Raw genomic sequence first — 20,734 nt, 5'->3', positions numbered from 1 at the left:
GAGGCCGTGCACACCCTGCGCGGTCTCCTGCACGCCCGCTCCCACCAGGAGATCGGCCCCGTGGAGGGCGGCTTCGACGCCAAGGTCGAGGCGGCGGTCAAGGCCGTCCAGAAGTGGGGCGGCGTCCCCGCCGACGGCATCGTCGGCCCCCAGACCTGGCCCATCCTCCTGCGCGTCCACAAGTGACGCGGCGAGCTCAGGGTTCGTCGCGGATCTGGTAGCACCTACCGCGCGAGAGTCCGGCGGCTGCGGCGATGTCGCCGGCGCGTGGCCGGTGGGCGCGTGGCTGGGTGAGCGCGCGGCGGATGGTGTCGCGCAGGTGCTGCTCGGCTGCGTCGCGGGCGGCGCGTGCGGCTGCGACGTCGTCCACCGTGATGGGGCGTGGCCCCCGCTGGGGGCGGGGGCCACGCTCGTCGTCGGCCGTCATCGCACGCCCTCGCCGGCGTAGTGCTCGGCGTAGTGCTCGGCGATGGTGGTCAGGATCTCGGTGACGGCCTGGACGGTGGCGGGCTCGGTGATGGCCTCGACCGGGTTGGGCCCCCACTGGGACGCGCCCGGCTCCCACGTCTGCGGGCTGCACAACACGTTCCCGATGAGCCCCCAGCCGAGCACCTCGACCGGCTCGCTGCGCGACGCGCCGAGGGTGATGAGCACGCCCCCGGCAACGGGGTGAACCCCGAAGCGGGCGGGCTGGACGTGCAGGCTCCCGTGCCAGGTCTCGCCGCTCACCGCCTCGTAGGTGCGGTGCGCGGGCGCCGTCCCGGATCGGATCTCGACGGTCTCGCCGGCGAGCTGCACCGTCTGAGTGATCATCATCCCGCACCTCTTGGTGTCTAGTTGATTTGACACTTTGAACGGTACGGGCCCACGCGATGACTGTCAAGCCGATTAGACAAATAGGGGGTGAGCATGGGCGATGTAGACGAGATCGCACGCGAGGCGTACGCCCGCTACTGCACGACCCGCGGCGGCGGCCTTGCCTGGCAGGACCTGTCCGCGGACGAGCGGAAGGCGTGGCGCGCGGTCGTCAACCACGTCGTGGACCGCGCGCGGCCGCCCGAAGATCCCTGACCCTTCACGACCTCCCAAAGGGGGAACGTCATGCCCTCCCATGACACCTGGACGATCCACCACGGCGACGCCCTCGCCGTCCTGCCCACGCTGCCCGACGGCAGCGTCGACCTGATCCTGACCGACCCCCCGTACAACAGCGGCGGCAGGACGGCGACTGCGCGCCGCGGCGACTCCGCCCGCGGCAAGTACGTCAGCGGCGACGCCGCCCACGACCTGGCGGACTTCGCCGGCGACAACCGCGACCAGCGCAGCTTCGGCTACTGGCTCACGCTGGTGCTGTCAGAGTCCCTGCGCGCGGCGACGCCCGGCGCGTCCGCGCTCGTCTTCACAGACTGGCGGCAGCTCCCGGCGACCAGCGACGCGCTGCAGGCCGCCGGGTGGACGTGGCGCGGCATCATCCCCTGGCGCAAGCGCATCTCGCGCCCGTGCCGGAACGGATTCAAGAGCGAGTGCGAGTACGTGCTGTGGGCCAGCAACGGGCCGCCGCTCCGCCACGTCGAGCCGATCTATCTACCCGGCCTGGTCGAGGGCTCGCAGCCCCGCGGCCGCGAGCGGCGACACATCACGCAGAAGCCGACGGATGTCCTGCGGCAGCTCGTCCAGGTCTGTCCGGTCGGCGGGATGGTGCTCGACCCGTTCGCCGGCGCCGCGTCCACGGGCGTCGCGGCCCTCGCCGAGGGCCGCCGGTTCGTCGGCATCGAGGTCACTGAGCACTACGCGACGATCGGGGCCGAGCGGCTCGCGGCGAGCAGCTCGGCGCCGGTCACGGTCTCGGGCTAGGCCACGGCGCGCGGCCGGACGGCCCGCGGCCGCGCGCTGATCAGCCCGGCGGCGTACAGGGCCTCGACCACGGCGGCCGCCCGGTCGGCGGCCGTCGCGCTCGGCGTCCAGACCATGCCCGCCAGGGCGCGCTCGGCGACGAGCTCGGCGCGGCGCACGGCAGCGACATCGCCACGCGCGGGCAGCAGCCGCGGGCGCCGCGCCTCGTCCTCGTGCCGCAGGTCCGAGGCGGCGCCGACGACGGGACGGCCGCAGACGCTGCACGCCGGGCTCGTCGCATCGGGCGAAGTGTCCAACCGGGCGAGGTGGTCCATGCGATCACCGCCTGCAGGTAGATCGACTACTACGAGTGTAGACACGGCGATGACGCTGGTCAGCGCCATTTTGGAGGCATCATGTCCGACCTCATGACCTCGATCGTCCGGGACATCGCGGGCAAGATCGTCGGGGGCGGTGTCGGCCTGGCGCTCGGCGCCGGCGTCGCCGTGCCCGCCGACCTGTCCGACCGGCTCACCGTCGCCCTGACCATCGCGCTCGCCGTCGCGGCCCAGACCGTCTACTACGTCGGGGTCCGGCTGCTGGAACGGCGGTGGCCCGGCGCCGGGCGGCTGCTCGGCCTGGCCCGCCAGCCCGTCTACCCGGGCGGTGGCGTCTCGGACGCCGAGCTGGCCCGGCTCCGTGCGGCCGCGCACCGCTCGACCGGGACCAACGGCACGCCGTAGGCTGGAACGAACTGCTCGGGCGTGCCCGGGCGCCACTCGGTACGACTTGCGATACGGCCGTCTGCCTGCTGGAGCGGCGGCCACCTCACATCCAGCGCAGTCCCGGCGCGGCCCTCGGCAGCGCCGGGACGCGAACGCCCCCGCCCTTTACGGGCGGGGGCGTTTCGTCATGCCCTAGGCGATCTTCTTCACGCGCAGGACGACCAGGGCGTGGGGCTCGATGCGGCTGCCCGCGTCCGGCGTCTGGCCCACGACGCGCCAGTTGGCCGGGAGGATGACCACGCTCGCCGAGGGGTCAGCGCTGGAGAACTGGACGTTCGTGACGCCGAGCTGGCTCAGCTTCGACTCCGCCGTAGCGCCGTCGAGATCTTCCAGGTCGGGCACCTTGACCTTCGTCACGGGCGTCGGCACGGGGGTGGGCGACTTGGCCGGAGCCGACTGGGTGGGCGACGCCGATGCCGGGATCGAGGCGGGCGAGGTCTCCGCTTGCGTGGGCGTGACCGTGAGCGTCGCGACCGGCCGTGCCTGTGGGTCCGGCGTCGAGGCGATGCCGACGCCGACGACGCAGCCGCCCATCGCGCCTAGTACCAGGCCACCCATCGCGAGCAGAGCGCCGGCGTAGCCGGGCAGGCCATGCCGGGCGGGAGGCGGGGGTGGGGGCATGGGCGGCTGGTACATGGGGTGTGACTCCTGGGATCGGGGGTTTCCGCTGTGAGACGCCGCGCGTCCCGAACGCGTTGCCGTTGGCGACACTCGTGTCACCATCCGGCCACCCCGCCCGGGACGCGGTGCCTCCCCGCCGGGGGTGGAGAGGCACCGCGCGTACAGTGGGTGGGGACCGCCCCGCCCCGGGTTACGGTCCCCACCCGCCCCCGCCCGGGTGCGTGCCCCGACAGCCCCGCACCCGGGCGGGGGTGCGGTTGTGGCCGGCCCATGGACTGGCCGGCCACGTGGTGACCGCTGCCCACCAGGCCCTCCGCTCTGGCAGGCAGCGGCGATCATGGGCCCGACACGGCGTCGAGTTCGACGCCGAGGAAGCGGGCCAGGACCGCGCGGACGTTTTCCGCGTCGGTGTCCAGGCCCGGGTTCTCCTGCTTCTCGATCGGGCCGTTCGGCAGACGCCGCGTGGCCCAGCGGCCGTCCTGCTCTCGCTGGGTGCTCGCGGCGGGCACACCCGTGGAGCTGCCGGGCTGCGTCCGGAGGACGAAGTAGTAGCCGGGCTGGTGGCGCTTGATGAGGTACGTCGCCATCAGGACGGCCAGGCGAGGGCCGAGCGGATCGCCGCGTGCATCTCGGCCGGCGTCGCGGCCTCCAGCAGGCGATCCCGCTGGCGGCCAGCCGCCGACACCACGACGGCCAGGTACTTGCCGGTGGCGGGGCCCCACCAAACGCGCACGGTCGGCGGGGACTCGCGGTCGAGGCTGCGCGCAGCTCGCGCCGCGTATTCCGGGCTATGCGTTCCTGCATTATCGTCCGCGACCGTCGTGATGCTCGGCATGATGGACCTTCCGCTAGTGCAGATGATCACCGTGCGTGTCAGGCTGTGGTGATGTTGTTAGTGTGCGCCGCAACGTTGCATGGTCGCAAGCAACGGTGCAGAAATCGCTGCAACGTTGCGGCAAAGAGACTGACCGAATATCGACGTAAGGTGACCGCCCGTGCAGGCTGTGCTCCCGACTGTCCGTCTGCGGAAACTCGTTGCCGCGCTCCGCAAACACCGCGAGGCGACGGGACTTTCGATCACTAAAGCTGCTCGCCAGCTCGGATGGTCGACCGCGAAATTGTCACGGATCGAGTCCGGAACCAACCGACCGAAACCCACCGACGTCGAGAAGATCATGGAGCTGTACGGCGTCCCAAGCCCAGAGCGCGACGCGCTCCTCGCCCTCAGTCGAGAGACGGATCGGCGAGGGTGGTGGACCGCGTTCGACCCGCTCTTCGGCAGCTCGTTCATGGCGCTGGAGGACGAGGCGGTCGCGATCACGAGCTGGGAAGCGATGCTCGTGCCGGGACTGCTGCAGACCGAGGAGTACGCCGCAGCGGTCATCAGCCGTGCGGCCGCGCTCGGCGTCGACCAGGCGGAGGTCGCTCGCCGCCAGGCGGAGGTCGCTCGCCGCGTCGAGGCTCGCATGCACCGCACGCTGCTGCTGCGCGGATCGTCGCCGCGGTTCCACGCACTGCTCGGCGAGGCGGTGATCCGGCAGCAGGTCGGGGGCGCCGAGGCGATGCGCCGTCAGCTCGCGGAGCTGTGGTCAGCGGCGTGCCAGCCGCACATCACCATTCAGATCGTCCCGTTCTCACACCCCGGACATCTCGGCCTGGATGGCAGCGTGACGCTCTTCACGTTCGATGATGACGACCCAGAGCTGGACGTCGCCCACGTCGAGGGCCAAGCCGGCCCGGTCTACCTGGAGAGTGCCTACGCGGTGGGTCGCGCCCGCGCTACTCTCGCGGATGTTGCGAGTGCGGCGATGTCCCCGGACGCAAGCCGGGAGATGCTCGCCGGACTGGCGAACGCGTAACCCACTTTGCGATGAACGGAGTGCTCATGCTGCATGAGCTATCACGCGCCCAATGGCGCAAAAGTCGGCGATCTGGCACAGGCGAAAATTGCGTCGAACTGGCGCAGGTCGTCGCCCTCATGGCCATCCGTGACTCCAAGCGCCCAGCGGCCCCGCCCATCCTCCTGCGAGCGTCCGCCTGGCGCGCGACGGCCGTGGCGATCCGCGCTGGCGCGTACGACCTGTAGCCCTCACGCAAAGGGCCCCGGCGGTGCTGCCGCCGGGGCCCTCCCACTTTGCACTCACGAGCGTAGCTTGTCCGCAGGCAAGTACTAGGGCACAAAGACCCGAATGTTCCTTCCGGGATGGTTTTCTTGCGGGCGTTTTCTGACACGATCTGACTAGTTGGCTAGCTGGCCAGCTAGCCAACTAGTTGATCAGAAGCCCCGCGCGCGCAGCCACTCGTCCAGGGCGAGGGCGATCTGGACGCGCTGCTCGACGTCGTTGAACGCGGCGTACTGCCTGCTGCGCCGCCGCAGGTTAAGCACGGCGGGCACCCGCACGCTGATCTGCTCGGTCTCCTCACGCTCCATGGGCCGGAGCACGTCCCGCGCGTCCGGCGCGGTCGCCCCGGCGAGCGTCGGCTGGGGCAGGTACCCGAACGCTCGGACCGGACCGTGCTCCGGCGGCGGCGGGTCGTGCGGGGGCGAGGCCGGGGCCGCCGCGTCGGGCACGACGGCGAGCGTTCCCCCGGACGCCTCGGTCGGCGTCGGCTGGGTCGGGGCGGTGGGCGGGGTGGTGTCGTCCACGGTGGACGGCGTGGGCGGGGCGCCGAGGCGGCGGCCCTTGCGGGGCTGGTCGCTCACGCGTTCACCGCCAGGTCCTGCTCGACCTCGGCCAGCAGGGCCTCGTACTCGCCGACGTCGGACGGCGCGGTGCCGTAGGCGCGGGAGTACAGGACGCGGGCGCCGATGGTGGTCTCCACGAGCGGGTGCCCGTCGCGCTGCATCTGCTCGCGCCAGCGGGCGGGCTCGGCCGACCGGCCGTCGGCCCGGACGATGACGACGTAGGCGAGCAGCCCGCGCCGGTTGCGGGCGGCGCCGCGCTCGGCCGACGCGAGGGTCGCGGCGACGCGGCGGGCGTCGGCGGCCGCCGGCGCGAGCGGCATCAGCAGCACGTCGGAGACCGACGCGGCCGCCTCCAGCAGGTGCGGGGCGCCGCCGCCGACGTCGACCACGACGACGTCGTGCGCCTGGGCCTGGCGGCCGATCTCGTCGGCGATGTCGTCGTAGGTGTGCCGGACGACCGTGACCGGCAGCGCGTCACCGGCCAGGCGGGCCCAGTCGTGCGCGCTCTGCGAGGTCGGGTCGGCGTCCAGGACGACGACGCGGCGCCCGCTCCGGGCGTAGCGCAGCGCGATGAACATGGCGGACGTGGTCTTGCCGCTGCCGCCCTTGAGCATCCCGAGCGTGATGACGATCGGGCGGTGGGACTCGGTCATGTGTAGGGTTCTCCGTGTCTGTGATCTGGTGATCTGGGTTTCCGGGCGGGCCCGGCGGCGCGCAGCCGCCGGGCCCGTGTCGTTCAGAGGGTGTGCGTACGCCCGTCGGCCAGCTGGATGATGGCCGGGTGGTTGCAGTCGGCTGCGCACTCGGCGCCGCACTGGTGGCACCGGTTGCAGTACGGGCTGCCGCCGCAGTAGCAGCAGTGGTCGGGCGTAACCTCGCCGCGGCCGCCGCAGGCGTCGCAGACGTCGCCGTATTCGTTCCGGTCGCCGCTGCCCTCGCACCAGCTGCAGGTGTAGGTGTCGGCGTCGTCGTCGCAGATCTCGCAGCGCTGGTCCTGCTCGGTCACGTGAGCCTCCGGCGGCGGCCCGAGGGCAGCTGCCGCTGCGGCGTCGGGCGGGGCTCGCCAGCCGTGGCGGTCGTGGTCGGCGGGTCCGCAAGCAGGTAGACGTCGCCGTACTGGAGCACCTGGCCGTCGACCTTCCGCGAGGGCCTCGGCGGCTGGGTGATGTTGACGTCGACCTGGCCCTGCGCCAGGGCGGGCAGCAGGTCCAGCAGCCGCTTCACCTCGGCGACGTCGTCGGGGTCGCCGACCATCCGCAGCTGGACCGGGCGCACACTCTTGGGGGCCATGGGACTCCTGTTCAGGGGGTGAGGACGATGACGGTGGCGTCGTCGCGGTACTCGTCCGCGTCCGGTTCCACGGCGGCGACGAGCGCGTCGGCTAGGGCCTGCGGCTCGCCGTCGCCGTGATCGCGCAGCAGCCGCTCGAACGCGCCGTCGGGCAGGCCGTCGGGGACGCCGTCGGAGGTGAGCAGGATGGTCTGCCAGGCGGAGATCTCGGCCTGGCAGATCGTCGCCGGCGTCGCGCGCCGCAGGGTCGTGCGCACCCAGTTGTCGTGTTCGGCGGCGAGTTCGAGCGGGGCGCCGTTGTGGCGCAAGAACTGGCCCATGGTGTGGACGGTGGTGGCCTGCACGAGCTCCTTGCCGTCCCAACCGTAGGCGACGGCGTCCCCGATCCAGTAGATGTCCACGGGGTCGCCGTCGCCGTGGTCGATCGCGACGACGGCGACCCCGTCCGGCGCCCAGCCATCAGCGTCGGGGGACGCGATCATCTGGTGACCGGTCATCAGCCCGGCCAGGCCGCCGCGCTGCGCCGCCACCCTCGCGACCGCGGCTGCGACCAGCCGCATCGTGTCCGCAAGGTGGCCGCTGTTGCCGATGCCGTCGATCACCACGGCGGCGGTCGTGCCGTCGGCGGCGGTGAACGAGGCCGCCGCGTCGGCGTTGTGGGGGCGGACGCCTCGTCGCGTCGCGCTGGCGATGTTCGTCATGCAGACGTTCCTCTCGGTCGTAGATGATCAGTGCCGGAGCCAGCCGACGGCGTCGCTGGCGATGATCACGGCGGCGAGCACGGCGTGCGCGACGACCAGGTCGCCAGCGCGCCGGGCCGCCGTCCGGATGATCCGGCGGGTCTCGTCACGCACGGTCGGCGTTGAACGTGTGGCAGGCGCCGCAGTACCGGTTCGCGACGTCGTCGGGGTGGTACGAGTCACGGCAGCAGCGCGGGCACATGAAGCTCGGCTGGTCACCGCGGGCCTCGGCCAGCACATCGGCCGCCGCCAGAAGGCCGTCCGTCAGCCAGGCCGGGGCGTTGCGCTGGAGGGTGTACGCCAGCAGCCGTGCCTCGGTCGGGCGGGTGATCTGGAACGGGTTGGCCTGCCCGTCACGGACGAGGTGGAGCTTCGGCGCCATCGCCTCGCCCGCCGTGACGACCTGGAACACACTGACCTCCAGGTACTCGCCGCCGTCGTTGCCGTCCGTGACCAGGACCCGATGGACGCGCAGCGTGCGGAGGCCGGAGTCGTGTCCGTTCGGCAATCGGCACCACGACGGGCACGCCGCGAGGCCCGGCGCCGAGGCGTTCGCGGTCACCGGAACGCCTCGGCGGCCTTGACGGCCAGGGCGCGGTCGGCGGCGGCCTCGGCCACCACCCACCGCACCGCGGCCCCCCGCGAGGGGAACGTGGTGTCGCCCGCGTTGCGGCGGACGGAGTAGGTGTCGGAGGTGAGGCCGACGCCAGCGCTCCACCGCAGCGCCCCGCGCTGGGTGCGGTGGTGGCACACCAGCCCGAGGACCGCGGCGGGCGTGCGCGGTGCGTCCTGGTGCTCGGTGAGGTAGTACAGGTCCGGGCCGTCGCCGGGGCGGTAGGCCGGCAGCGGCCCGGGGTGCAGCCACACCCCGTGCTGGCGGACCGGCGGCGACCCGTACCCCATGGCGGCCGTGGTGGTCAGCGTGGTCTCGTCCGGGCGGCTGTCCGTGCGGACCAGGCACGCTACGCCGCACTCCCGGCACAGGTACCGGGTGGTCGTCTCGGTGTAGTTGCCGCCGCGTTCGGCGACTCGCAGCCGCAGCTGCTCGTGCTGCGAGACCTCCCACAGGGAGGTGCCGACGCGCGAGCACTCCTTGTCGTGCTCGGCGAACGGCCGCGTGCGGAAATAGTGATCACTGGCGAGCAGGCGCATCTGGACTCCAGGTACGGGGAAGGGGCGCCGGGCCCGCCCGCAGGCGGGCCCGGTGGTGGGTCAGCTGCTCTTGCGGCGGCGGCGGACGGCGCGGAGGCGGCGACCGGGCTGGATCGCCGCGACGGCAGCGCTGGCGGCGGTGTCGCCGATCGCGGTGTACCGCGCGGTGGTGGAGGGGTCCTGATGGCCGAGCAGCTCCTGGGTGAGCCGCAGGTCGCGGTCGACCGCGTAGACGGCCGTGGCGAACCGGTGCCGGAGCTGGTGCATCGTCTCCACAACACCGCAGCGGTGCAGGTGCTGGTTGCCCAGGTAGCTGACCCTGTTGCGGGAGACGTGGCCGTTGGAGCCGTCGAGTCGCGGGAAGAGCCAGAGGCGGCGGGTGCGGAGGGTTTCCTCCAGCTCGGCCAGGACGTAGTCGCTCAGGGCGACCTGACGTTCGTGCTGGCCCTTGCCGGTGATGTGGATGAACGGCTGCGGTGAGGTGTCGTAGACGTCGCGGCGGCGCAGCACCGAGATCTCGCAGCAGCGGAGGCCGACGTATCCGGCCAGCACCAGCCAGGGCCGGATACGAGGCGGCGCGCAGTCGATGGCGTGTTCGAGCCGATCGTCGGCGATGGGCCGAGGCAGCCGACGCGGCAGCCGAGGCAGCGGCACGCCGAGCGCGGGGTTCTCGGCGAGGTGTCCGGCCTTGACGGCCCAGCTGTAGAAGCTGCGCAGGTAGGCGACGTAGGTCGTGATGGTGACGTCGGCGATCGTGAGGCTGGCACGCCACGTGACGAACGTGGGGCCGTCGACGTCCATCAGGCCCAGTCGCTGCTCGCCCTGCTGCTCCTGGAGCCAGCGGTCGAGCCGGATGATCTGGTTGCGGTAGTTGTGAATGGTGCTGTCGGCGTTGCCTTCGAGCCGCATCCAGGCGGTGTACTCCTGCACCAACGCGGCGTCGTTGCCATACCAGGTGTGCCCGTGCTGAGTCATGCTGCGTGCTCCCGTACGCGCGGTGTCATGACGGGGGCGGGTGCTGGTCCCGGGGTCGGGGCTTCCCGGGAGGCCAGCCGAGCAGCTGCTTGGGCAGATCATGCGGCCACCGCCACCGGCGAATCAAGCCCTTGAATCTGGACCGATCCCGCTGCACGCGCGGGCGCGCGATCCCACGTCCGCGCCCGTCGAAACGCGTAGAAGGGGTGGATAAAGACCAATTTGTTGTCCTCGGCATCGGGAACGTCACCCGTGCGGGGAGGCCCCTCGGTGTCGCCCAGGAGGCCGAGGGCGCCGGCGCCGGCGAAGAAGGTGCCGACCGGCACGCGGAAGATCTCGCTCAACTGCGAGACCTCGGCGACCGTGAACGCCTTCTCGCCCTTCAGGCGGTTGTACACCTGGCCGGCGCTGAACCCCATCACCTCGCCCAGCTGCGCGCCCGTCATGTCGCGCGCTGCCAGCAGCGCGCGCACCACCTGGCGCACCGCGGCGTCAGCCGGATGCTCCTCAACCGGCGGCGGCTTTCGGCGGCCGCGCTGCACGGTGCCTGTCGTCGTCGTCATGCCCCGCACGCTACCGCCGCCGCAGTCGACTTGCAAAGCTTCTTCCGAAGGTGGTTGTAAATTCCTGTTGCGAGTTCAGATTTTCTGAACTAGCTTGCGTCAGCATGGAAACGACGAGGAGCGCCACGTACCAGCTCGCCGACCTTCGGATCGACGGCGGCCTGGAGGGATTCGTGCGACCTCGGCGGGAGAACGGGGCGTCGTGGCGTCAGATCGCAAATGATCTTCGCGACCAGCAGCGTGTGGATGTCACCGAGGTAACCCTGCGCGCCTGGTTCGGCGACCAGCCGTGGGCCGCGCGCAAGCGACGTCGCGCCTCCGGCCGACGGGACCGAGCGCGGCGCCGTCCGCTGGAACACGCGCCGCCGTCGGCTGGCCGCCAGCTCGGCCTGGACGACTAGGGCCCGCCCGGCGGGCCCGCCGGGCGGGCCCGCCTGCCCCATCCCACCCCGAGACGAGGACGTATGGAGAGTATCGGTATCCGTCGACGGCGACGTCGACGGATCGACCCGGCTGGACGGTGGTTGCCGGACGGCCGACGCGAGTTCGACGCGGCGACGTTGCCGCGCCGGGTGCGGTGCGGTGCGGCCTGCGTGGTGTGCGACAAGAGCTGGCCGGCGCCTCCGGTCAAGATCGGCGCGACCACCGAGGGCGACCAGGTGCGGGCGTGCCGAGGGTGCGCCCAGGTGCTGCCGCCGCCCCCGCCGCCGGTCGCCGAGCTGCCGCCCGCTGAGCCGGTGGCGGTGGCGGCGACGTTGCTGGACGCCGCGCGCTGGTATCACCTGCGCGGACCGCAGTGGCTGCCGGACGGGCTGCCGTGCCCGTCGCAGGCGCTGCGCCTGGTCCGGCCGGACACCCACCCCGCTGGGCACGCCGCGTGCACAACGTGCGCGACGGCGGCCGCGGCGCAGATGGAGCTCGCCCGGCACATCCAGCGGGACGAGCTGCCGCTGGCGGACCCGACGCTGCCCCAGGAGATCACCGGTGAGTCCGACGCTCGCGCCTGGGTGCGGGCGTGGGCCTCGGACGTCGGCGGCATCCCCGGCTCGGAGGTCGTCGCGGTGCTGCGCACCGTGGCGGCGGCCGTGCTCGCCCGCCCCCCGGAACTGACGTGAAGGGCCGCCTGCGCCGGGTCGGCGCTGCGGTGATCACGCTCTGGCAGTACCTGGGGTGGGGCTCCATCCCCACCTCCACCACCCCCCGAAGAAGGAGACGGTGATGACGATCGCGATGAGCGACGCCGAGTACGAGACCTGGCTGCGCGGGCAGGCCGAGGGCGCCGAGGCGCGCGCGGCCGACGCCGAGCAGGCGATGCTCCGCGCCCGGGCCCTGGCCCGGCGGCTGCGCGACGAGCTCGCGCAGCGCGCCACGACCGCGCCCACCCACCGGGACCGCACGCTCGTGCCGGTGAGCCCGGCCACGCCGCCGCCCGCCCCCGCGGGGCACGCCCTCGGAACGGTCATGCCGACGAGGCCGTCCGCGCCGGACCTGCCCGAGACCAACGGCCAGGCGCAGGGCGAGGCGCGGCCGTGACGGCGGCGATCGAGGGCCGACACGAAGGCGAGCGCCGGTCACGGCTGACCTCGGAACTGCAGATCGTGGCGCACGGCCGTCACCGCCGCCGGTGGAGCATCTCGCCCCGGCAGCGGCTGCTGCTGCGGCGCCTGGCGGCCGGTGCGCTGCTGGCGGCGTGGGGCGCCGGGATCATCGGTCTGGGCGTCGCGGCGGTGCTGTGCGCCGCGCACATGGCGGCGGCAGCGTCGTGGGCGATGTGGGACACCGCCGCCGTCTCGGCGGTCGCCACGGTCCTGTCCGCCAGCGTCGCCGCGTGGTGGACCATCCGGGCGCTGGACGAGCTGGCGCTGCGGCGGCCCCGGTGACCGCGTACCTGGTCGCGATGGCGGCCTCCGGGGCGGCGGTCTGGTGGACGTTCCGCGCGGAGGACCAGCGCGCGGCGCGGCGGGCCCGGCGGCGTCCGTGAGCTCCGCGCGGTGGACGGCGCCCGCGCCCGCCGTCCACCGCGCGGCCGTCGTCCTGCCTCTCGCTCCCGTGAGGCAGGACATCCCGCGCCGCCCCCTCGCGACGCGCGGACCCGGCTCCTCCCGGGCCCGCGCGAGGGCGGCGCACGGCGCCCCCGCCCCTCTCCTTCCGGGGCGGCGGGGGCGCCCCATCCGTCCGGCCTCGCTGCCCCCAGGGGGGAGGGCAGCGGGGCCGGACCCATGCCAGCAGGAGGTGCCGATGATCCGCCGCGTCACCAGCCGTGACCTGCACGGCCTGGACCGGTGCCCGTGGGGCTGCGAACAGCCTGTACGGCGCACCACCAACACCCGCGGCCTGACGGTCTGGGTCGACGCCGCGCCGCACGACGGCGGGAGCATCGCCGTCTGGCGCGACGGCGCCGTCTGGCGCTCCCGGCACCTGCACCGCGGCGAGTCCATCGGCCGCCACGAGCAGCGCGCCATGATCCACGTCGCGACGTGCTGGCGGTACGCGATCCAGACCGGCCGCCCGTACTCCCCGCCGCCGCGCCGCCTGGGCGTCGCCCCCGACCCCGGCGGGCCGCCGCCGGACGGCCTGCTGGACGGCGTTCGTGACCTGCTCGCCCGCCTGCGCCGGGGCCGGACGTGACGGGGCAGGAGGCGCCGGGGGCGCAGCCGCCGCTCGCGCCCCGACACCACGCGGTCCTCGTCGCCGCGTGCCGCGGCGTGCAGGACAGCCAGCTGGCCCGCCGCTGGTGTGTGAGCCAGAGCCTGATCCGCTCGACCCGAAGCCAGGTCCTCGGGCTGCTCGGGGCACGGACCACGGCGCAGGCCGTCGCGCTCGCGCTCACCTCCGGGCTGCTGACGCCGGACGACGTCCACGGCACGACGCTGCCGCTGCCGCCGCTGTCGCCACGCCGCTCGTCCAGGCAGGCCGAGCGGCGCATCCCGCCGCAGCAGGCCGCGCGAATCCGCGCCTGGGCCAAGCAGCAGGGCATCCCTGTCAGGCCGACCGGCCGCTTCGCCGCCACGCTCCTGCAGCAGTACGCCGCCGCCCACCCGGACGACGCACCCGGCGGCCAGCGATGACCGCGCCCCGGCGCCGCGCGGCGCCGTACTCGCGCCCCTGCCGCCAGCCCGTGCCCGGCGGCCGCTGCGGCGCCACCCCGACCCGCCTGTTCGTCAACGGGCCCAGGTGCCAGCCGCACGCGCCGCCGGCGCCGCCCGCCCCGCCCCGGCCCCTCACGCCCAACGGCACCACCGTGCCCCACCCCATCCAGGAGCCGCCTGCCGCCTGACCAGCCGCCGCCGACCGGCGGCCCCCGCGAGACCTGACACGCCCACGCGCCGCGCGGCGGCGCGCAGGCGCAGCCCTTCCGGCCGCGCCGACGGGCGATATGAGCATGCCCACGATCGGGAGGACCCAGGATGGACACTGGGACACGGGGCACCGCAGCCCCGCACCGCGCCGCCCGGCAGCAGCGCGCCGCCGGGCACGGCCACGACGGCATCGCCCCCGCCCGCACCGGCCAGCGCACGCCGCCGCTGCTGCGCCGCGTCGCCAGGGACCGCCGCCTCACCCGCGCCGCGCTCGGCTTGGTCGCCGAGTGGTGGACGCACGTCGACGGCTGGACCTGGACGGCTCAGGCGCTGTGGCGGGCGACCCGCCACGACCCCGCCGTCGAGGGCCGCGACGCCCTCGCCGGCCTCCTCCGTGAGGCCGTGGCCGTCGGGTACGCGGTCGCGGTCGCCGGCCGGTCCGAGGACGACCTGGTGTACGCGCTGAACCGGAGCGCGGCGCCGCCCGACGACGGCTCGGGCTTCCTCCACGTGCCGTGGGCGACGGCGCGGGACCGGCGCCTGTCCTACCGGCAGCGGGGCCTGCTCGTCGCCGAGCTCGCCGACGGCGCGACCGTCGGCGGGGTGACCGTGCGCGTGCGCCGCGGCGGCGCCGCCGCGCTCGCGGGAGAACGGCGCGGTGAACGCCTGCACGCCACCACCGGTGACCTGCACGCCCTGGCCGCCGCTGGCTACGCCACCAGCGAGCCCGAACGCGACGACGCAGGACGCGTCCTGACCTGGCGCACGACCCTGCGATCCGCCCCCGCCACCCTCCCCGCCCCTGTGGAAAACCCGGCGCCGGACGCGCCCGCTCCCACCTGCGACGACACCGAATCCCCGCAGGTCACCGCCACTCCCGGAAATCCCGTCCGCGAATCTCAGAATGTGGACACACTCGCTCCCACCTGCGCCGACGCCGAGTATCTGCAGGTCAACGCCACTCCCGGAGATCCCGGCACTACAGGGGGGTTCTCTCAGGGGGGTGAGTTCAGGGAGGTGAGTGCTAAGCCTCGCGGCAGCGTGCACGTAGGTGACGCGCCCGCGAAGGAGACGCTGCGCGAGCCGAAAAACGATCATGCTCCCGATCCCGACGCACGCCCCGGGAACGCACCGGCGCCGGTGCGGCCGCCGGACCGCGCCGACGGCCGCCACCCCGGCGCCGGTGCCCCGCGGCCGCGAGCCTCCCGCGCCGCCTGGACCGCGCTGGCGGCCATGCCGCGCGCCCTGCGCGATGCCCCGCCCTGGGTGCGGGCCGAGCTCGCCCGCCGCCTGGACCGCCTCCTGGACGAGCAGCGACCCCGCATGTCCCCGTGCGCCGCGCTGACCTCCGACGTCCTGGCCGCCAGCGTCGAACGCATCGCCGCCGCCGAACCGTGGCGGCTCACCGGCCGCCACCACCTGGACCTGCTGCACGCCGCCGCCGCCCGCGCCCGCGCCGACCTGGCCGCAGGCGACATCTGCCCCACCTGCGGCGCCCCCACCGTCCACGACGGCCGCTGCTGGCCCTGCACCTGGCACGCCGCGGCGCCGCCCACCGACCACGAGCAGCGGCAGCTCGCCGCCGCCCACGCCCACCTCACCGGAAGGACACCATGACCGACCACCACGACGACGCGTTGCCGTCCCGCTTCGCGGCCTACGACCTGCCCGCCACCTGGGACCTGGACCAGCAGCTGGACATGCTCGCCGACAACCGGGCCCGGCACCAGCGCAGCCCGCGGACCGCGCTCGTCCAGGCGCAGGCCGACACCGACGCCGCGTTCCTCATGCAGCGGTTCGAGGCGGCGTTCGGCGGCCGCCCCGTCGGCGTCGGCGAGGCGATGGTGTGGGCCACATCCCAGCTCGGCTCGCTGCTGATCCACGGCGTCGACCCCGCCGAGATGCTGCTGGTCTTCGGCGAGTTCGCCGGCCGCCTGTGGGAGGCCGAGCCGGAATACCAGCGGTTCATCAGCGACGACATCGACCTGGACGCCATCCGCGCCCGCCACGCCGCCGCCAGCCGCGGCCCCCACAGCTTCACCTCGTCCGCCGTCATCTCACCCGTGGGAGACAGCGACGGCGGCCCGGCACCGATCGCCTACGTCGTCCCGCCCCCGCCGGGCGGCGACGACGAGCGCCGGGACCAGGTGGCCACCGCCAACCGCGCGTTCTTCGCGCACGCATGGGGTGACATCCGCGACCTGATCGAGACGCTCGACTCCATCGCCGCTGACCTGCAGGACGCCATGGACCGCACCCACCACATCCGCTGACCACCCAAGGGAAGGAACAACAACCCATGACCCTCCACAGCCACACCTGCACTGACCACGCCGCCTGCGACGAACGCCGCACGCGGGTCTACGACATGGTGGCGAACCTGCTCGGCGTGGACCAGGACGGCGCGACCGTCGGGCGCCTGGACGCGAACGGCGTCGGCGACGCCTGGGACCTGCCGCGCCAGCTGCAGGCCCTGGACGACAGCCAGCGTGCGAGCGAACTCATCCCCGAGGCCCGGCAGGTGATGGCGCAGTGCCTGGCCGACGTGGGCGACCTGCAGGCCCGCCTCATGCGGCAGGCTCCCCACGCCTCCATCGGGGAGACTCTGGTCTGGGTGTCCGCGCAGCTGGCCGCGCTGAGCATGCTCGGCGCCACCCAACCCGAGGTGATCATCATCCTTGGCGAGCTCGGCCGCGCTCTGATGCCGAACCCGACGGACCCGACGGACACGCCCGACGAGCCGGCCGCGGTCCAGGCGATCCGGGCGCGGCACGCCGCCGCCAGCCGAGGGCCGTGGCGACAGCACGGCGGCGCCATCATCGCCGACCACGGCGCCGACGAAGAGACGCCCGTGGCCTACGTCGCCCCGCCCCTATCGGTGCAGGACCCGATCCAGCGCGACGACCTGTACGCGGCGAACACGGCGTTCATCGCGCACGCCTGGGGCGACATCGAGGCGCTCCTGGAGCTGCTGAACCGCGCGAACCTGGCCCTGAACTACATCGGTGGCCGCTGATGGACCTCATGGTGTTCGCCCTGCTCACCCTTCACGGGTGGACGCTGGCCGCGTCCGGGCTGATCCTCATCGGCCGCGGCGCCGTGCGGGCCGGTCTGCTCTGCGTCCTGGTCTCGGCGCACGCCCTCCTGACGTGCGCCGTCCTGGGCCCGACTGCGCAGGCCAGGATCGTCCAGCTGGCGCTCGGCTTCATCGGAGCCCTCGCCTCGGCGTGGTTCCTGGCACCCCATCTGCATCTGCGTCACGAGGCCGATACCGGCCGGTGTCGGCCGTGCGGCTGGCTGACGACGGCGCCCGCCGACGAACATGAGCAGCAGACCACGGCCGCCCACTCTCGGGAGCAGACATGACCGACGACCGCCCCGCAGCGAGATCGCTGCAGGAGGCGCTGGACTGGCACGAGGAGATCACCCGACAGCTCCGGGAGCTGGGTGTCCCCGACGCCATCGACGTCCTCGCTGGCAGAGAAGCCCCCGAGTGGTCAGCCGCCGCAGCGCTCGAACGGGCCCGGTCGATGCGCACCCAGAGCCTCGCGGCGTCGGACCCCGAGCTGCGCGAGCAGGCAATGGATCACGACAGTCTCGCGCGCGTCTACGCCGAGATGGCCGTACAGGTGCTGGGCACTGAACCGAGCTTCTTCGAGGCCGCTACATGGATCACGAGTATGGTCACCGGCCTCGCAATGCGGGAATTCTCCGCCGCGCAGACATTGCACATCATGAACCTCTTCGTGTACCACCTCGATCCGCAGTGAGGGCTACCGTGCCCTCACGGTGTGGCGCCCGCCGACGAACATGAGCAGCAGCAGACCACGACCGCCACACGCACTGGAAGCAGACACCCATGACCGACAAGACCGACGCCAACGACGACCGCCCTCATCCAAGGACGCTGCTCCGGGAGGCGCTGGACCGGCACGACGAAATGACCCGTCGCCTACGCGAGGGAGGCTTGTCCCACTCCGACGGATGGACAGCCACCGGGTGGACGGCCGCAGCGACGCTGGACCGTGTCCGCATGATGCGCCCCCAGATCCTCGCAGACCCCGACCCCAAGCTGCGCCAAGCGGCCTCGCTCCACGACGACGTCGCCCGCAGCTACGCCGACGTGGCCGCGCGGGCGCTCACCGGCGCCACCCCCGTCGACATGGCCGCGTGGATCACCGCCATGGTCACCGACCTCGCCCAGCACGCCTCCCCCCAGGAGACCATGCGCATGCTGGACCTGTTCGTGTACCACCTGGATCGCGGCGGGGGCGAGCAGCGCCCCCGCCGCGATCCGCTTTGAGGGCTACCGTGCCCTCATGACCCGTGCGCCGAGCTCACCGCCCACCGGTGGTGAGCTCGGCGCCCGCGCCCTGGCGGCCGAGCTCGGCGGCGACCGGCCGGCCGCGGCCGCGGCGCTCGCCCGGCTCGCCGACGGCGACGTCCAGGCCGTCCTCGACGGCCTCGCCGCCTGCGCCGGTCTCCTGTTGCTCATCGCCCGCGCACGCGGGGTCCCGCTGCGTGATCCCGTGACCGGCGACACCCGACCACACGATCGCTAATACGTTCGACCGCCCTGCCTTCGGCGTACGATGACGATCATCATCGTCGCTGGTAGCGAGGCGCTTATGGACCCTGTCTGCGGCTGCGGCGCCCCCGCCCCGAACGCCACCCTCTGCCCCTCCTGCGCCTACCGGCTGGACGAGCACCTGGCGCGGATCGCCGAGCATCACGGCCTGGCGTGGGACCTGGACATCGCCCGCGCCGGCGAAGCCCGCATTGTCCGCAACAGCCGCGGCCGCCGCGCCGCATCCGACGACGTCGACCAGGCCCCGCTCGCCCGCGCTCCGCTCACGCTCCACGCAGGACGCTCGCCCGGCGACGCCCGCGCCTCCGACGCCGCCGCCCAGCTGCACGCCGTCCTCGCCCGCTGGGCCGCTCGCGTCGCCGACGAGACCGGTGTGCGCAGCCACCGGCCCACGCACGCCGGGCCCACCTGCCACACCCGCTACGGCACGTGCCGTCACCCGTCCTGCGCGCTGGCCCGCCGCATCCCACCGCCCCCGACCACCCTTCCCGGCCTGGCGGCCTGGCTGCGCCCCCGCGTCGGCTGGCTCCGCCACCACGCCGACGGCCAGACCGCCTACGACCAGATCGTGGAAGCCGTCCGCGCTGCCCGCCGCGCCGTCGACCGGCCCGCCGAGCAGGTGTACGCGGGCCCCTGCGACGAGTGCGACGAGGACATGTACGGGCGCCCGGGTGCCCTCATCGTGGAATGCGACGGCTGCCACCTCGTCTACGAGATCGAGGCGCGACGGGCATGGTTGCTGTGGAGCGCGGAGGACGTGCTGGCCACGGCGCCCGAGATCGCCCGCGCCATCACCCGCCTGGGCCAGCCCATCACCGCCGCCACCATCCGCGGCTACGTGCACCGCGGCCGCCTCATGCCCTACGGCCAGCGCCTGCAGAACGGCCGCCTCGTCCCGCTCTACCGGCTCGGCGCCGTCCTGGACGTCCTCACCCCACGCCACCAGCCGACCGGCCCCGTCTGCATCACCTGCCCCCACCCCAGCTGCGCGAGCATCCGCGCCACCCATCGCCATCCCAGCTAAGGACAGCATGTGCCTGACCGAGGACGCATGACCGTCGCGTGCTCTCATCACCGCGCCGTCCCCGTCGAGTCCGGCGGGGCGGTCGTCGCCGCGCTCTGCCCCGACTGCGACCAGCAACTGCCCGCCGAGTGGCTCACCTGCAGTCACATCGCCACCGTCGACGTCACCGGCCTCGGTCAGCGCCACGCACAACGGCGCTGCCTCGGCTGCGGCGCGCAGTACTCCGAGAGAGGATGAGCGGCATGGACCTGATCGAGTTCGTCCTCGCCCGACTGGACGAGGACGAAGCGGCAGCGCGAGCAGCGGTCGACTTCGACCACGGCGTTACCGACTGGACCGACGACGGCGACCCCACCGACGTCCACATCGCCCGCCACGACCCAGCGCAGGTGCTACGCAGCGTAAGCGCCACCCGGCGGCTGCTCACGCTGCACCCCCACATCACTCACCGGCAGGACCTGGAACGCAACCCCTTCCCGCTGTCGGAGAGGGATCTGCAGCTCTCCTACCTGGACAAGTGGTACTGCACGCGCTGTGACGTGGACGACGGCATCCTCACGCGCGTCGGCGGCGCGTGCGAGACCGTGCGCGCCGTGGGCGAAGCGTGGGCCACGCACAGCGAGTACGACGAAGCGTGGAGAATCGACGCAGCCAGAGACGACGAGTGACCTCGCGCTCGACGTCGACCTGCGCGAACGCTACTCTCTGATCCACTGGGAGATCTGCAGCCGAGGCCCGCCGCGTGCGGGCCTCACCCATGTCCGGGAGGTGCCATGCCGACGCCGGGTTCGACACACGCGCGCGGCTATGGCCACGCTCACCGCCAGCTCCGCGAGCAGCTGCTGCCCCAGGCGTACGGCCAGCCCTGCACCCGATGCGGTGAGGTCCTGGTCGAAGGCGAAGAGCTCGACCTGGACCACACCGACGATCGCGGCGCCTACAACGGCTTCGCGCACCGCAGCTGCAACCGCCGTGCCGGTGGCCGCAAGCGCGCCCGCCAGGCCGCCGAGGCAGCGGCGGCGGCCGAGCCCGGCGGCTCGGGCCGCTGGTGACAGTCCGTCACCGCCACCGGCTCACGCTCCCGTGCTCCCCGCGCTCGCCACGCGGCGCTCGGATTCACCGTCCGGCGCTCTGACCTGCTACGACGTGGCGCGGCACCCCCGGGGGTGATGTTCCGT

39 protein-coding genes are annotated in these 20,734 nt (G+C 73.4%); 23 read left to right on the top strand and 16 right to left on the bottom strand.

Annotation, left to right across the window (positions count from 1 at the left end; translation table 11 throughout):
* Positions 1-186: peptidoglycan-binding domain-containing protein (locus C229_RS0128340; protein ID WP_026314237.1), on the top strand; the 186-nt coding region annotated here is incomplete at its 5' end.
* Between the two features lie 10 nt (positions 187-196).
* On the opposite strand, the gene C229_RS0128335 is transcribed toward C229_RS0128340, so the two are convergent.
* The gene (locus C229_RS0128335; protein ID WP_155885107.1) at positions 197-370 is read right to left on the bottom strand and encodes a hypothetical protein; all 174 of its coding nucleotides are present in this window, start codon (positions 368-370) and stop codon (positions 197-199) included.
* Between the two features lie 53 nt (positions 371-423).
* Positions 424-813, bottom strand: coding sequence for a hypothetical protein (locus tag C229_RS0128330; RefSeq protein ID WP_155885106.1), 390 nt, complete (start codon positions 811-813; stop codon positions 424-426).
* 96 nt (positions 814-909) lie between these two features.
* On the opposite strand from C229_RS0128330, the gene C229_RS34595 reads away from it, so the two are divergent.
* Both C229_RS34595 and C229_RS0128320 read left to right on the top strand, forming a co-directional pair.
* The gene (locus tag C229_RS34595) at positions 910-1,071 is read left to right on the top strand and encodes a hypothetical protein (RefSeq protein ID WP_018658502.1); all 162 of its coding nucleotides are present in this window, start codon (positions 910-912) and stop codon (positions 1,069-1,071) included.
* Positions 1,072-1,101: 30 nt separating this feature from the next.
* Entirely contained in the window at positions 1,102-1,854 is a 753-nt protein-coding gene (locus C229_RS0128320) for a DNA-methyltransferase (RefSeq protein ID WP_018658501.1), read from the top strand.
* Here C229_RS0128320 and C229_RS0128315 read toward each other — a convergent pair.
* Positions 1,851-2,168, bottom strand: coding sequence for a hypothetical protein (locus tag C229_RS0128315; protein WP_018658500.1), 318 nt, complete (start codon positions 2,166-2,168; stop codon positions 1,851-1,853). The genes C229_RS0128320 and C229_RS0128315 overlap by 4 nt on opposite strands.
* An 81-nt stretch (positions 2,169-2,249) precedes the next feature.
* Here C229_RS0128315 and C229_RS32145 point away from each other — a divergent pair, with 81 nt between their 5' ends.
* Positions 2,250-2,576: a hypothetical protein gene (locus C229_RS32145; RefSeq protein ID WP_018658499.1), complete on the top strand. Its 327-nt coding sequence runs from the start codon at positions 2,250-2,252 to the stop codon at positions 2,574-2,576.
* A 174-nt stretch (positions 2,577-2,750) separates the two neighbouring features.
* Here C229_RS32145 and C229_RS34795 read toward each other — a convergent pair whose 3' ends face one another.
* The 3 genes from C229_RS34795 to C229_RS34785 all read right to left on the bottom strand — a co-directional run bounded on the left by C229_RS34795 (position 2,751) and on the right by C229_RS34785 (position 3,972).
* Positions 2,751-3,254 carry a PASTA domain-containing protein gene (locus tag C229_RS34795; RefSeq protein WP_169513883.1) on the bottom strand — a complete coding sequence of 168 codons (504 nt, stop codon included), beginning with the start codon at positions 3,252-3,254 and terminating at the stop codon, positions 2,751-2,753.
* Positions 3,255-3,574: 320 nt separating this feature from the next.
* Positions 3,575-3,826 (bottom strand): hypothetical protein, encoded by a 252-nt coding sequence (locus C229_RS34790; RefSeq protein ID WP_018658497.1) that lies wholly within the window; start codon positions 3,824-3,826, stop codon positions 3,575-3,577.
* Positions 3,826-3,972: a hypothetical protein gene (locus tag C229_RS34785; protein WP_169513882.1), complete on the bottom strand. Its 147-nt coding sequence runs from the start codon at positions 3,970-3,972 to the stop codon at positions 3,826-3,828. Before C229_RS34785 ends, C229_RS34790 begins: the two co-directional genes overlap by 1 nt.
* 262 nt (positions 3,973-4,234) lie before the next feature.
* On the opposite strand from C229_RS34785, the gene C229_RS0128290 reads away from it, so the two are divergent.
* Together C229_RS0128290 and C229_RS33905 are read left to right on the top strand one after the other, a co-directional pair.
* Positions 4,235-5,098, top strand: coding sequence for a helix-turn-helix domain-containing protein (locus C229_RS0128290; RefSeq protein ID WP_026314236.1), 864 nt, complete (start codon positions 4,235-4,237; stop codon positions 5,096-5,098).
* Positions 5,099-5,109: 11 nt separating this feature from the next.
* Positions 5,110-5,325, top strand: a complete 216-nt coding sequence (locus tag C229_RS33905; RefSeq protein WP_338029185.1) for a DUF397 domain-containing protein — start codon at positions 5,110-5,112, stop codon at positions 5,323-5,325.
* A 189-nt stretch (positions 5,326-5,514) separates the two neighbouring features.
* Here C229_RS33905 and C229_RS32140 read toward each other — a convergent pair whose 3' ends face one another.
* The 10 genes from C229_RS32140 to C229_RS32125 all read right to left on the bottom strand — a co-directional run bounded on the left by C229_RS32140 (position 5,515) and on the right by C229_RS32125 (position 10,645).
* On the bottom strand, positions 5,515-5,943 hold the full coding sequence (locus C229_RS32140) for a hypothetical protein (protein ID WP_018658543.1): 429 nt from the start codon (positions 5,941-5,943) through the stop codon (positions 5,515-5,517).
* Positions 5,940-6,578, bottom strand: a complete 639-nt coding sequence (locus tag C229_RS0128280; protein WP_018658494.1) for a ParA family protein — start codon at positions 6,576-6,578, stop codon at positions 5,940-5,942. The genes C229_RS32140 and C229_RS0128280 overlap by 4 nt, the downstream gene beginning before the upstream one ends.
* Positions 6,579-6,661: 83 nt before the next feature.
* Positions 6,662-6,931, bottom strand: a complete 270-nt coding sequence (locus C229_RS32135; RefSeq protein WP_018658493.1) for a hypothetical protein — start codon at positions 6,929-6,931, stop codon at positions 6,662-6,664.
* Positions 6,928-7,215: a hypothetical protein gene (locus tag C229_RS0128270; RefSeq protein ID WP_018658492.1), complete on the bottom strand. Its 288-nt coding sequence runs from the start codon at positions 7,213-7,215 to the stop codon at positions 6,928-6,930. Before C229_RS0128270 ends, C229_RS32135 begins: the two co-directional genes overlap by 4 nt.
* Before the next feature lie 11 nt (positions 7,216-7,226).
* The gene (locus C229_RS0128265) at positions 7,227-7,916 is read right to left on the bottom strand and encodes a SpoIIE family protein phosphatase (RefSeq protein WP_018658491.1); all 690 of its coding nucleotides are present in this window, start codon (positions 7,914-7,916) and stop codon (positions 7,227-7,229) included.
* 27 nt (positions 7,917-7,943) lie between these two features.
* On the bottom strand, positions 7,944-8,069 hold the full coding sequence (locus C229_RS35935; protein ID WP_018658490.1) for a hypothetical protein: 126 nt from the start codon (positions 8,067-8,069) through the stop codon (positions 7,944-7,946).
* A complete protein-coding gene (locus C229_RS0128255) occupies positions 8,062-8,517 on the bottom strand; it encodes a hypothetical protein (protein ID WP_155885105.1) in 456 nt (151 codons plus the stop codon). The genes C229_RS35935 and C229_RS0128255 overlap by 8 nt, the downstream gene beginning before the upstream one ends.
* Positions 8,514-9,107, bottom strand: a complete 594-nt coding sequence (locus C229_RS0128250; RefSeq protein WP_018658488.1) for a hypothetical protein — start codon at positions 9,105-9,107, stop codon at positions 8,514-8,516. Before C229_RS0128250 ends, C229_RS0128255 begins: the two co-directional genes overlap by 4 nt.
* A 60-nt stretch (positions 9,108-9,167) precedes the next feature.
* Positions 9,168-10,082: a tyrosine-type recombinase/integrase gene (locus C229_RS32130; protein WP_169513881.1), complete on the bottom strand. Its 915-nt coding sequence runs from the start codon at positions 10,080-10,082 to the stop codon at positions 9,168-9,170.
* 98 nt (positions 10,083-10,180) lie between these two features.
* Positions 10,181-10,645 carry a helix-turn-helix domain-containing protein gene (locus tag C229_RS32125; protein WP_155885103.1) on the bottom strand — a complete coding sequence of 155 codons (465 nt, stop codon included), beginning with the start codon at positions 10,643-10,645 and terminating at the stop codon, positions 10,181-10,183.
* Positions 10,646-10,749: 104 nt separating this feature from the next.
* On the opposite strand from C229_RS32125, the gene C229_RS34585 reads away from it, so the two are divergent.
* The 17 genes from C229_RS34585 (at position 10,750) to C229_RS32095 (ending at position 20,608) form a co-directional block, all read left to right on the top strand.
* On the top strand, positions 10,750-11,046 hold the full coding sequence (locus tag C229_RS34585; RefSeq protein WP_155885102.1) for a hypothetical protein: 297 nt from the start codon (positions 10,750-10,752) through the stop codon (positions 11,044-11,046).
* A 123-nt stretch (positions 11,047-11,169) separates the two neighbouring features.
* Positions 11,170-11,760: a hypothetical protein gene (locus C229_RS33275; protein ID WP_018658485.1), complete on the top strand. Its 591-nt coding sequence runs from the start codon at positions 11,170-11,172 to the stop codon at positions 11,758-11,760.
* A 103-nt stretch (positions 11,761-11,863) separates the two neighbouring features.
* Positions 11,864-12,178 (top strand): hypothetical protein, encoded by a 315-nt coding sequence (locus C229_RS0128230; protein WP_018658484.1) that lies wholly within the window; start codon positions 11,864-11,866, stop codon positions 12,176-12,178.
* Positions 12,175-12,525 carry a hypothetical protein gene (locus C229_RS0128225; protein WP_018658483.1) on the top strand — a complete coding sequence of 117 codons (351 nt, stop codon included), beginning with the start codon at positions 12,175-12,177 and terminating at the stop codon, positions 12,523-12,525. Before C229_RS0128230 ends, C229_RS0128225 begins: the two co-directional genes overlap by 4 nt.
* Positions 12,526-12,883: 358 nt before the next feature.
* Positions 12,884-13,273, top strand: a complete 390-nt coding sequence (locus C229_RS0128215) for a hypothetical protein (RefSeq protein WP_018658481.1) — start codon at positions 12,884-12,886, stop codon at positions 13,271-13,273.
* Positions 13,274-13,350: 77 nt separating this feature from the next.
* The gene (locus C229_RS32115) at positions 13,351-13,713 is read left to right on the top strand and encodes an Lsr2 family DNA-binding protein (RefSeq protein WP_155885101.1); all 363 of its coding nucleotides are present in this window, start codon (positions 13,351-13,353) and stop codon (positions 13,711-13,713) included.
* A gap of 339 nt (positions 13,714-14,052) precedes the next feature.
* Positions 14,053-15,561 carry a hypothetical protein gene (locus C229_RS33270; protein ID WP_026314234.1) on the top strand — a complete coding sequence of 503 codons (1,509 nt, stop codon included), beginning with the start codon at positions 14,053-14,055 and terminating at the stop codon, positions 15,559-15,561.
* Positions 15,558-16,217: a hypothetical protein gene (locus C229_RS0128200; protein WP_018658479.1), complete on the top strand. Its 660-nt coding sequence runs from the start codon at positions 15,558-15,560 to the stop codon at positions 16,215-16,217. Before C229_RS33270 ends, C229_RS0128200 begins: the two co-directional genes overlap by 4 nt.
* Positions 16,218-16,243: 26 nt before the next feature.
* Positions 16,244-16,960 (top strand): hypothetical protein, encoded by a 717-nt coding sequence (locus C229_RS0128195; RefSeq protein ID WP_018658478.1) that lies wholly within the window; start codon positions 16,244-16,246, stop codon positions 16,958-16,960.
* The gene (locus tag C229_RS0128190; RefSeq protein WP_018658477.1) at positions 16,960-17,310 is read left to right on the top strand and encodes a hypothetical protein; all 351 of its coding nucleotides are present in this window, start codon (positions 16,960-16,962) and stop codon (positions 17,308-17,310) included. The genes C229_RS0128195 and C229_RS0128190 overlap by 1 nt, the downstream gene beginning before the upstream one ends.
* Positions 17,307-17,714, top strand: coding sequence for a hypothetical protein (locus C229_RS0128185; RefSeq protein ID WP_018658476.1), 408 nt, complete (start codon positions 17,307-17,309; stop codon positions 17,712-17,714). Before C229_RS0128190 ends, C229_RS0128185 begins: the two co-directional genes overlap by 4 nt.
* Before the next feature lie 89 nt (positions 17,715-17,803).
* Entirely contained in the window at positions 17,804-18,247 is a 444-nt protein-coding gene (locus C229_RS0128180) for a hypothetical protein (RefSeq protein ID WP_018658475.1), read from the top strand.
* Between the two features lie 16 nt (positions 18,248-18,263).
* On the top strand, positions 18,264-18,506 hold the full coding sequence (locus tag C229_RS34580) for a hypothetical protein (protein WP_155885100.1): 243 nt from the start codon (positions 18,264-18,266) through the stop codon (positions 18,504-18,506).
* Positions 18,507-18,572: 66 nt separating this feature from the next.
* Complete coding sequence (locus tag C229_RS0128170) at positions 18,573-19,556, top strand: hypothetical protein (protein ID WP_018658473.1); 984 nt, start codon at positions 18,573-18,575, stop codon at positions 19,554-19,556.
* Positions 19,557-19,565: 9 nt separating this feature from the next.
* A complete protein-coding gene (locus C229_RS0128165) occupies positions 19,566-19,793 on the top strand; it encodes a hypothetical protein (protein WP_155885099.1) in 228 nt (75 codons plus the stop codon).
* A 5-nt stretch (positions 19,794-19,798) separates the two neighbouring features.
* Positions 19,799-20,224, top strand: a complete 426-nt coding sequence (locus C229_RS32100; protein WP_018658471.1) for a DUF6221 family protein — start codon at positions 19,799-19,801, stop codon at positions 20,222-20,224.
* Positions 20,225-20,329: 105 nt separating this feature from the next.
* The gene (locus C229_RS32095) at positions 20,330-20,608 is read left to right on the top strand and encodes a hypothetical protein (RefSeq protein ID WP_018658470.1); all 279 of its coding nucleotides are present in this window, start codon (positions 20,330-20,332) and stop codon (positions 20,606-20,608) included.
* The last annotated feature ends 126 nt before the right edge of the window (positions 20,609-20,734 follow it).

This window comes from Actinomadura flavalba DSM 45200 (assembly GCF_000374305.1).
In the GTDB taxonomy this organism is placed as follows: domain Bacteria; phylum Actinomycetota; class Actinomycetes; order Streptosporangiales; family Streptosporangiaceae; genus Spirillospora; species Spirillospora flavalba.
The sequence above is the reverse complement of the archived record's forward strand: the minus strand, read 5'-3'. Positions and strand labels throughout refer to the sequence as shown.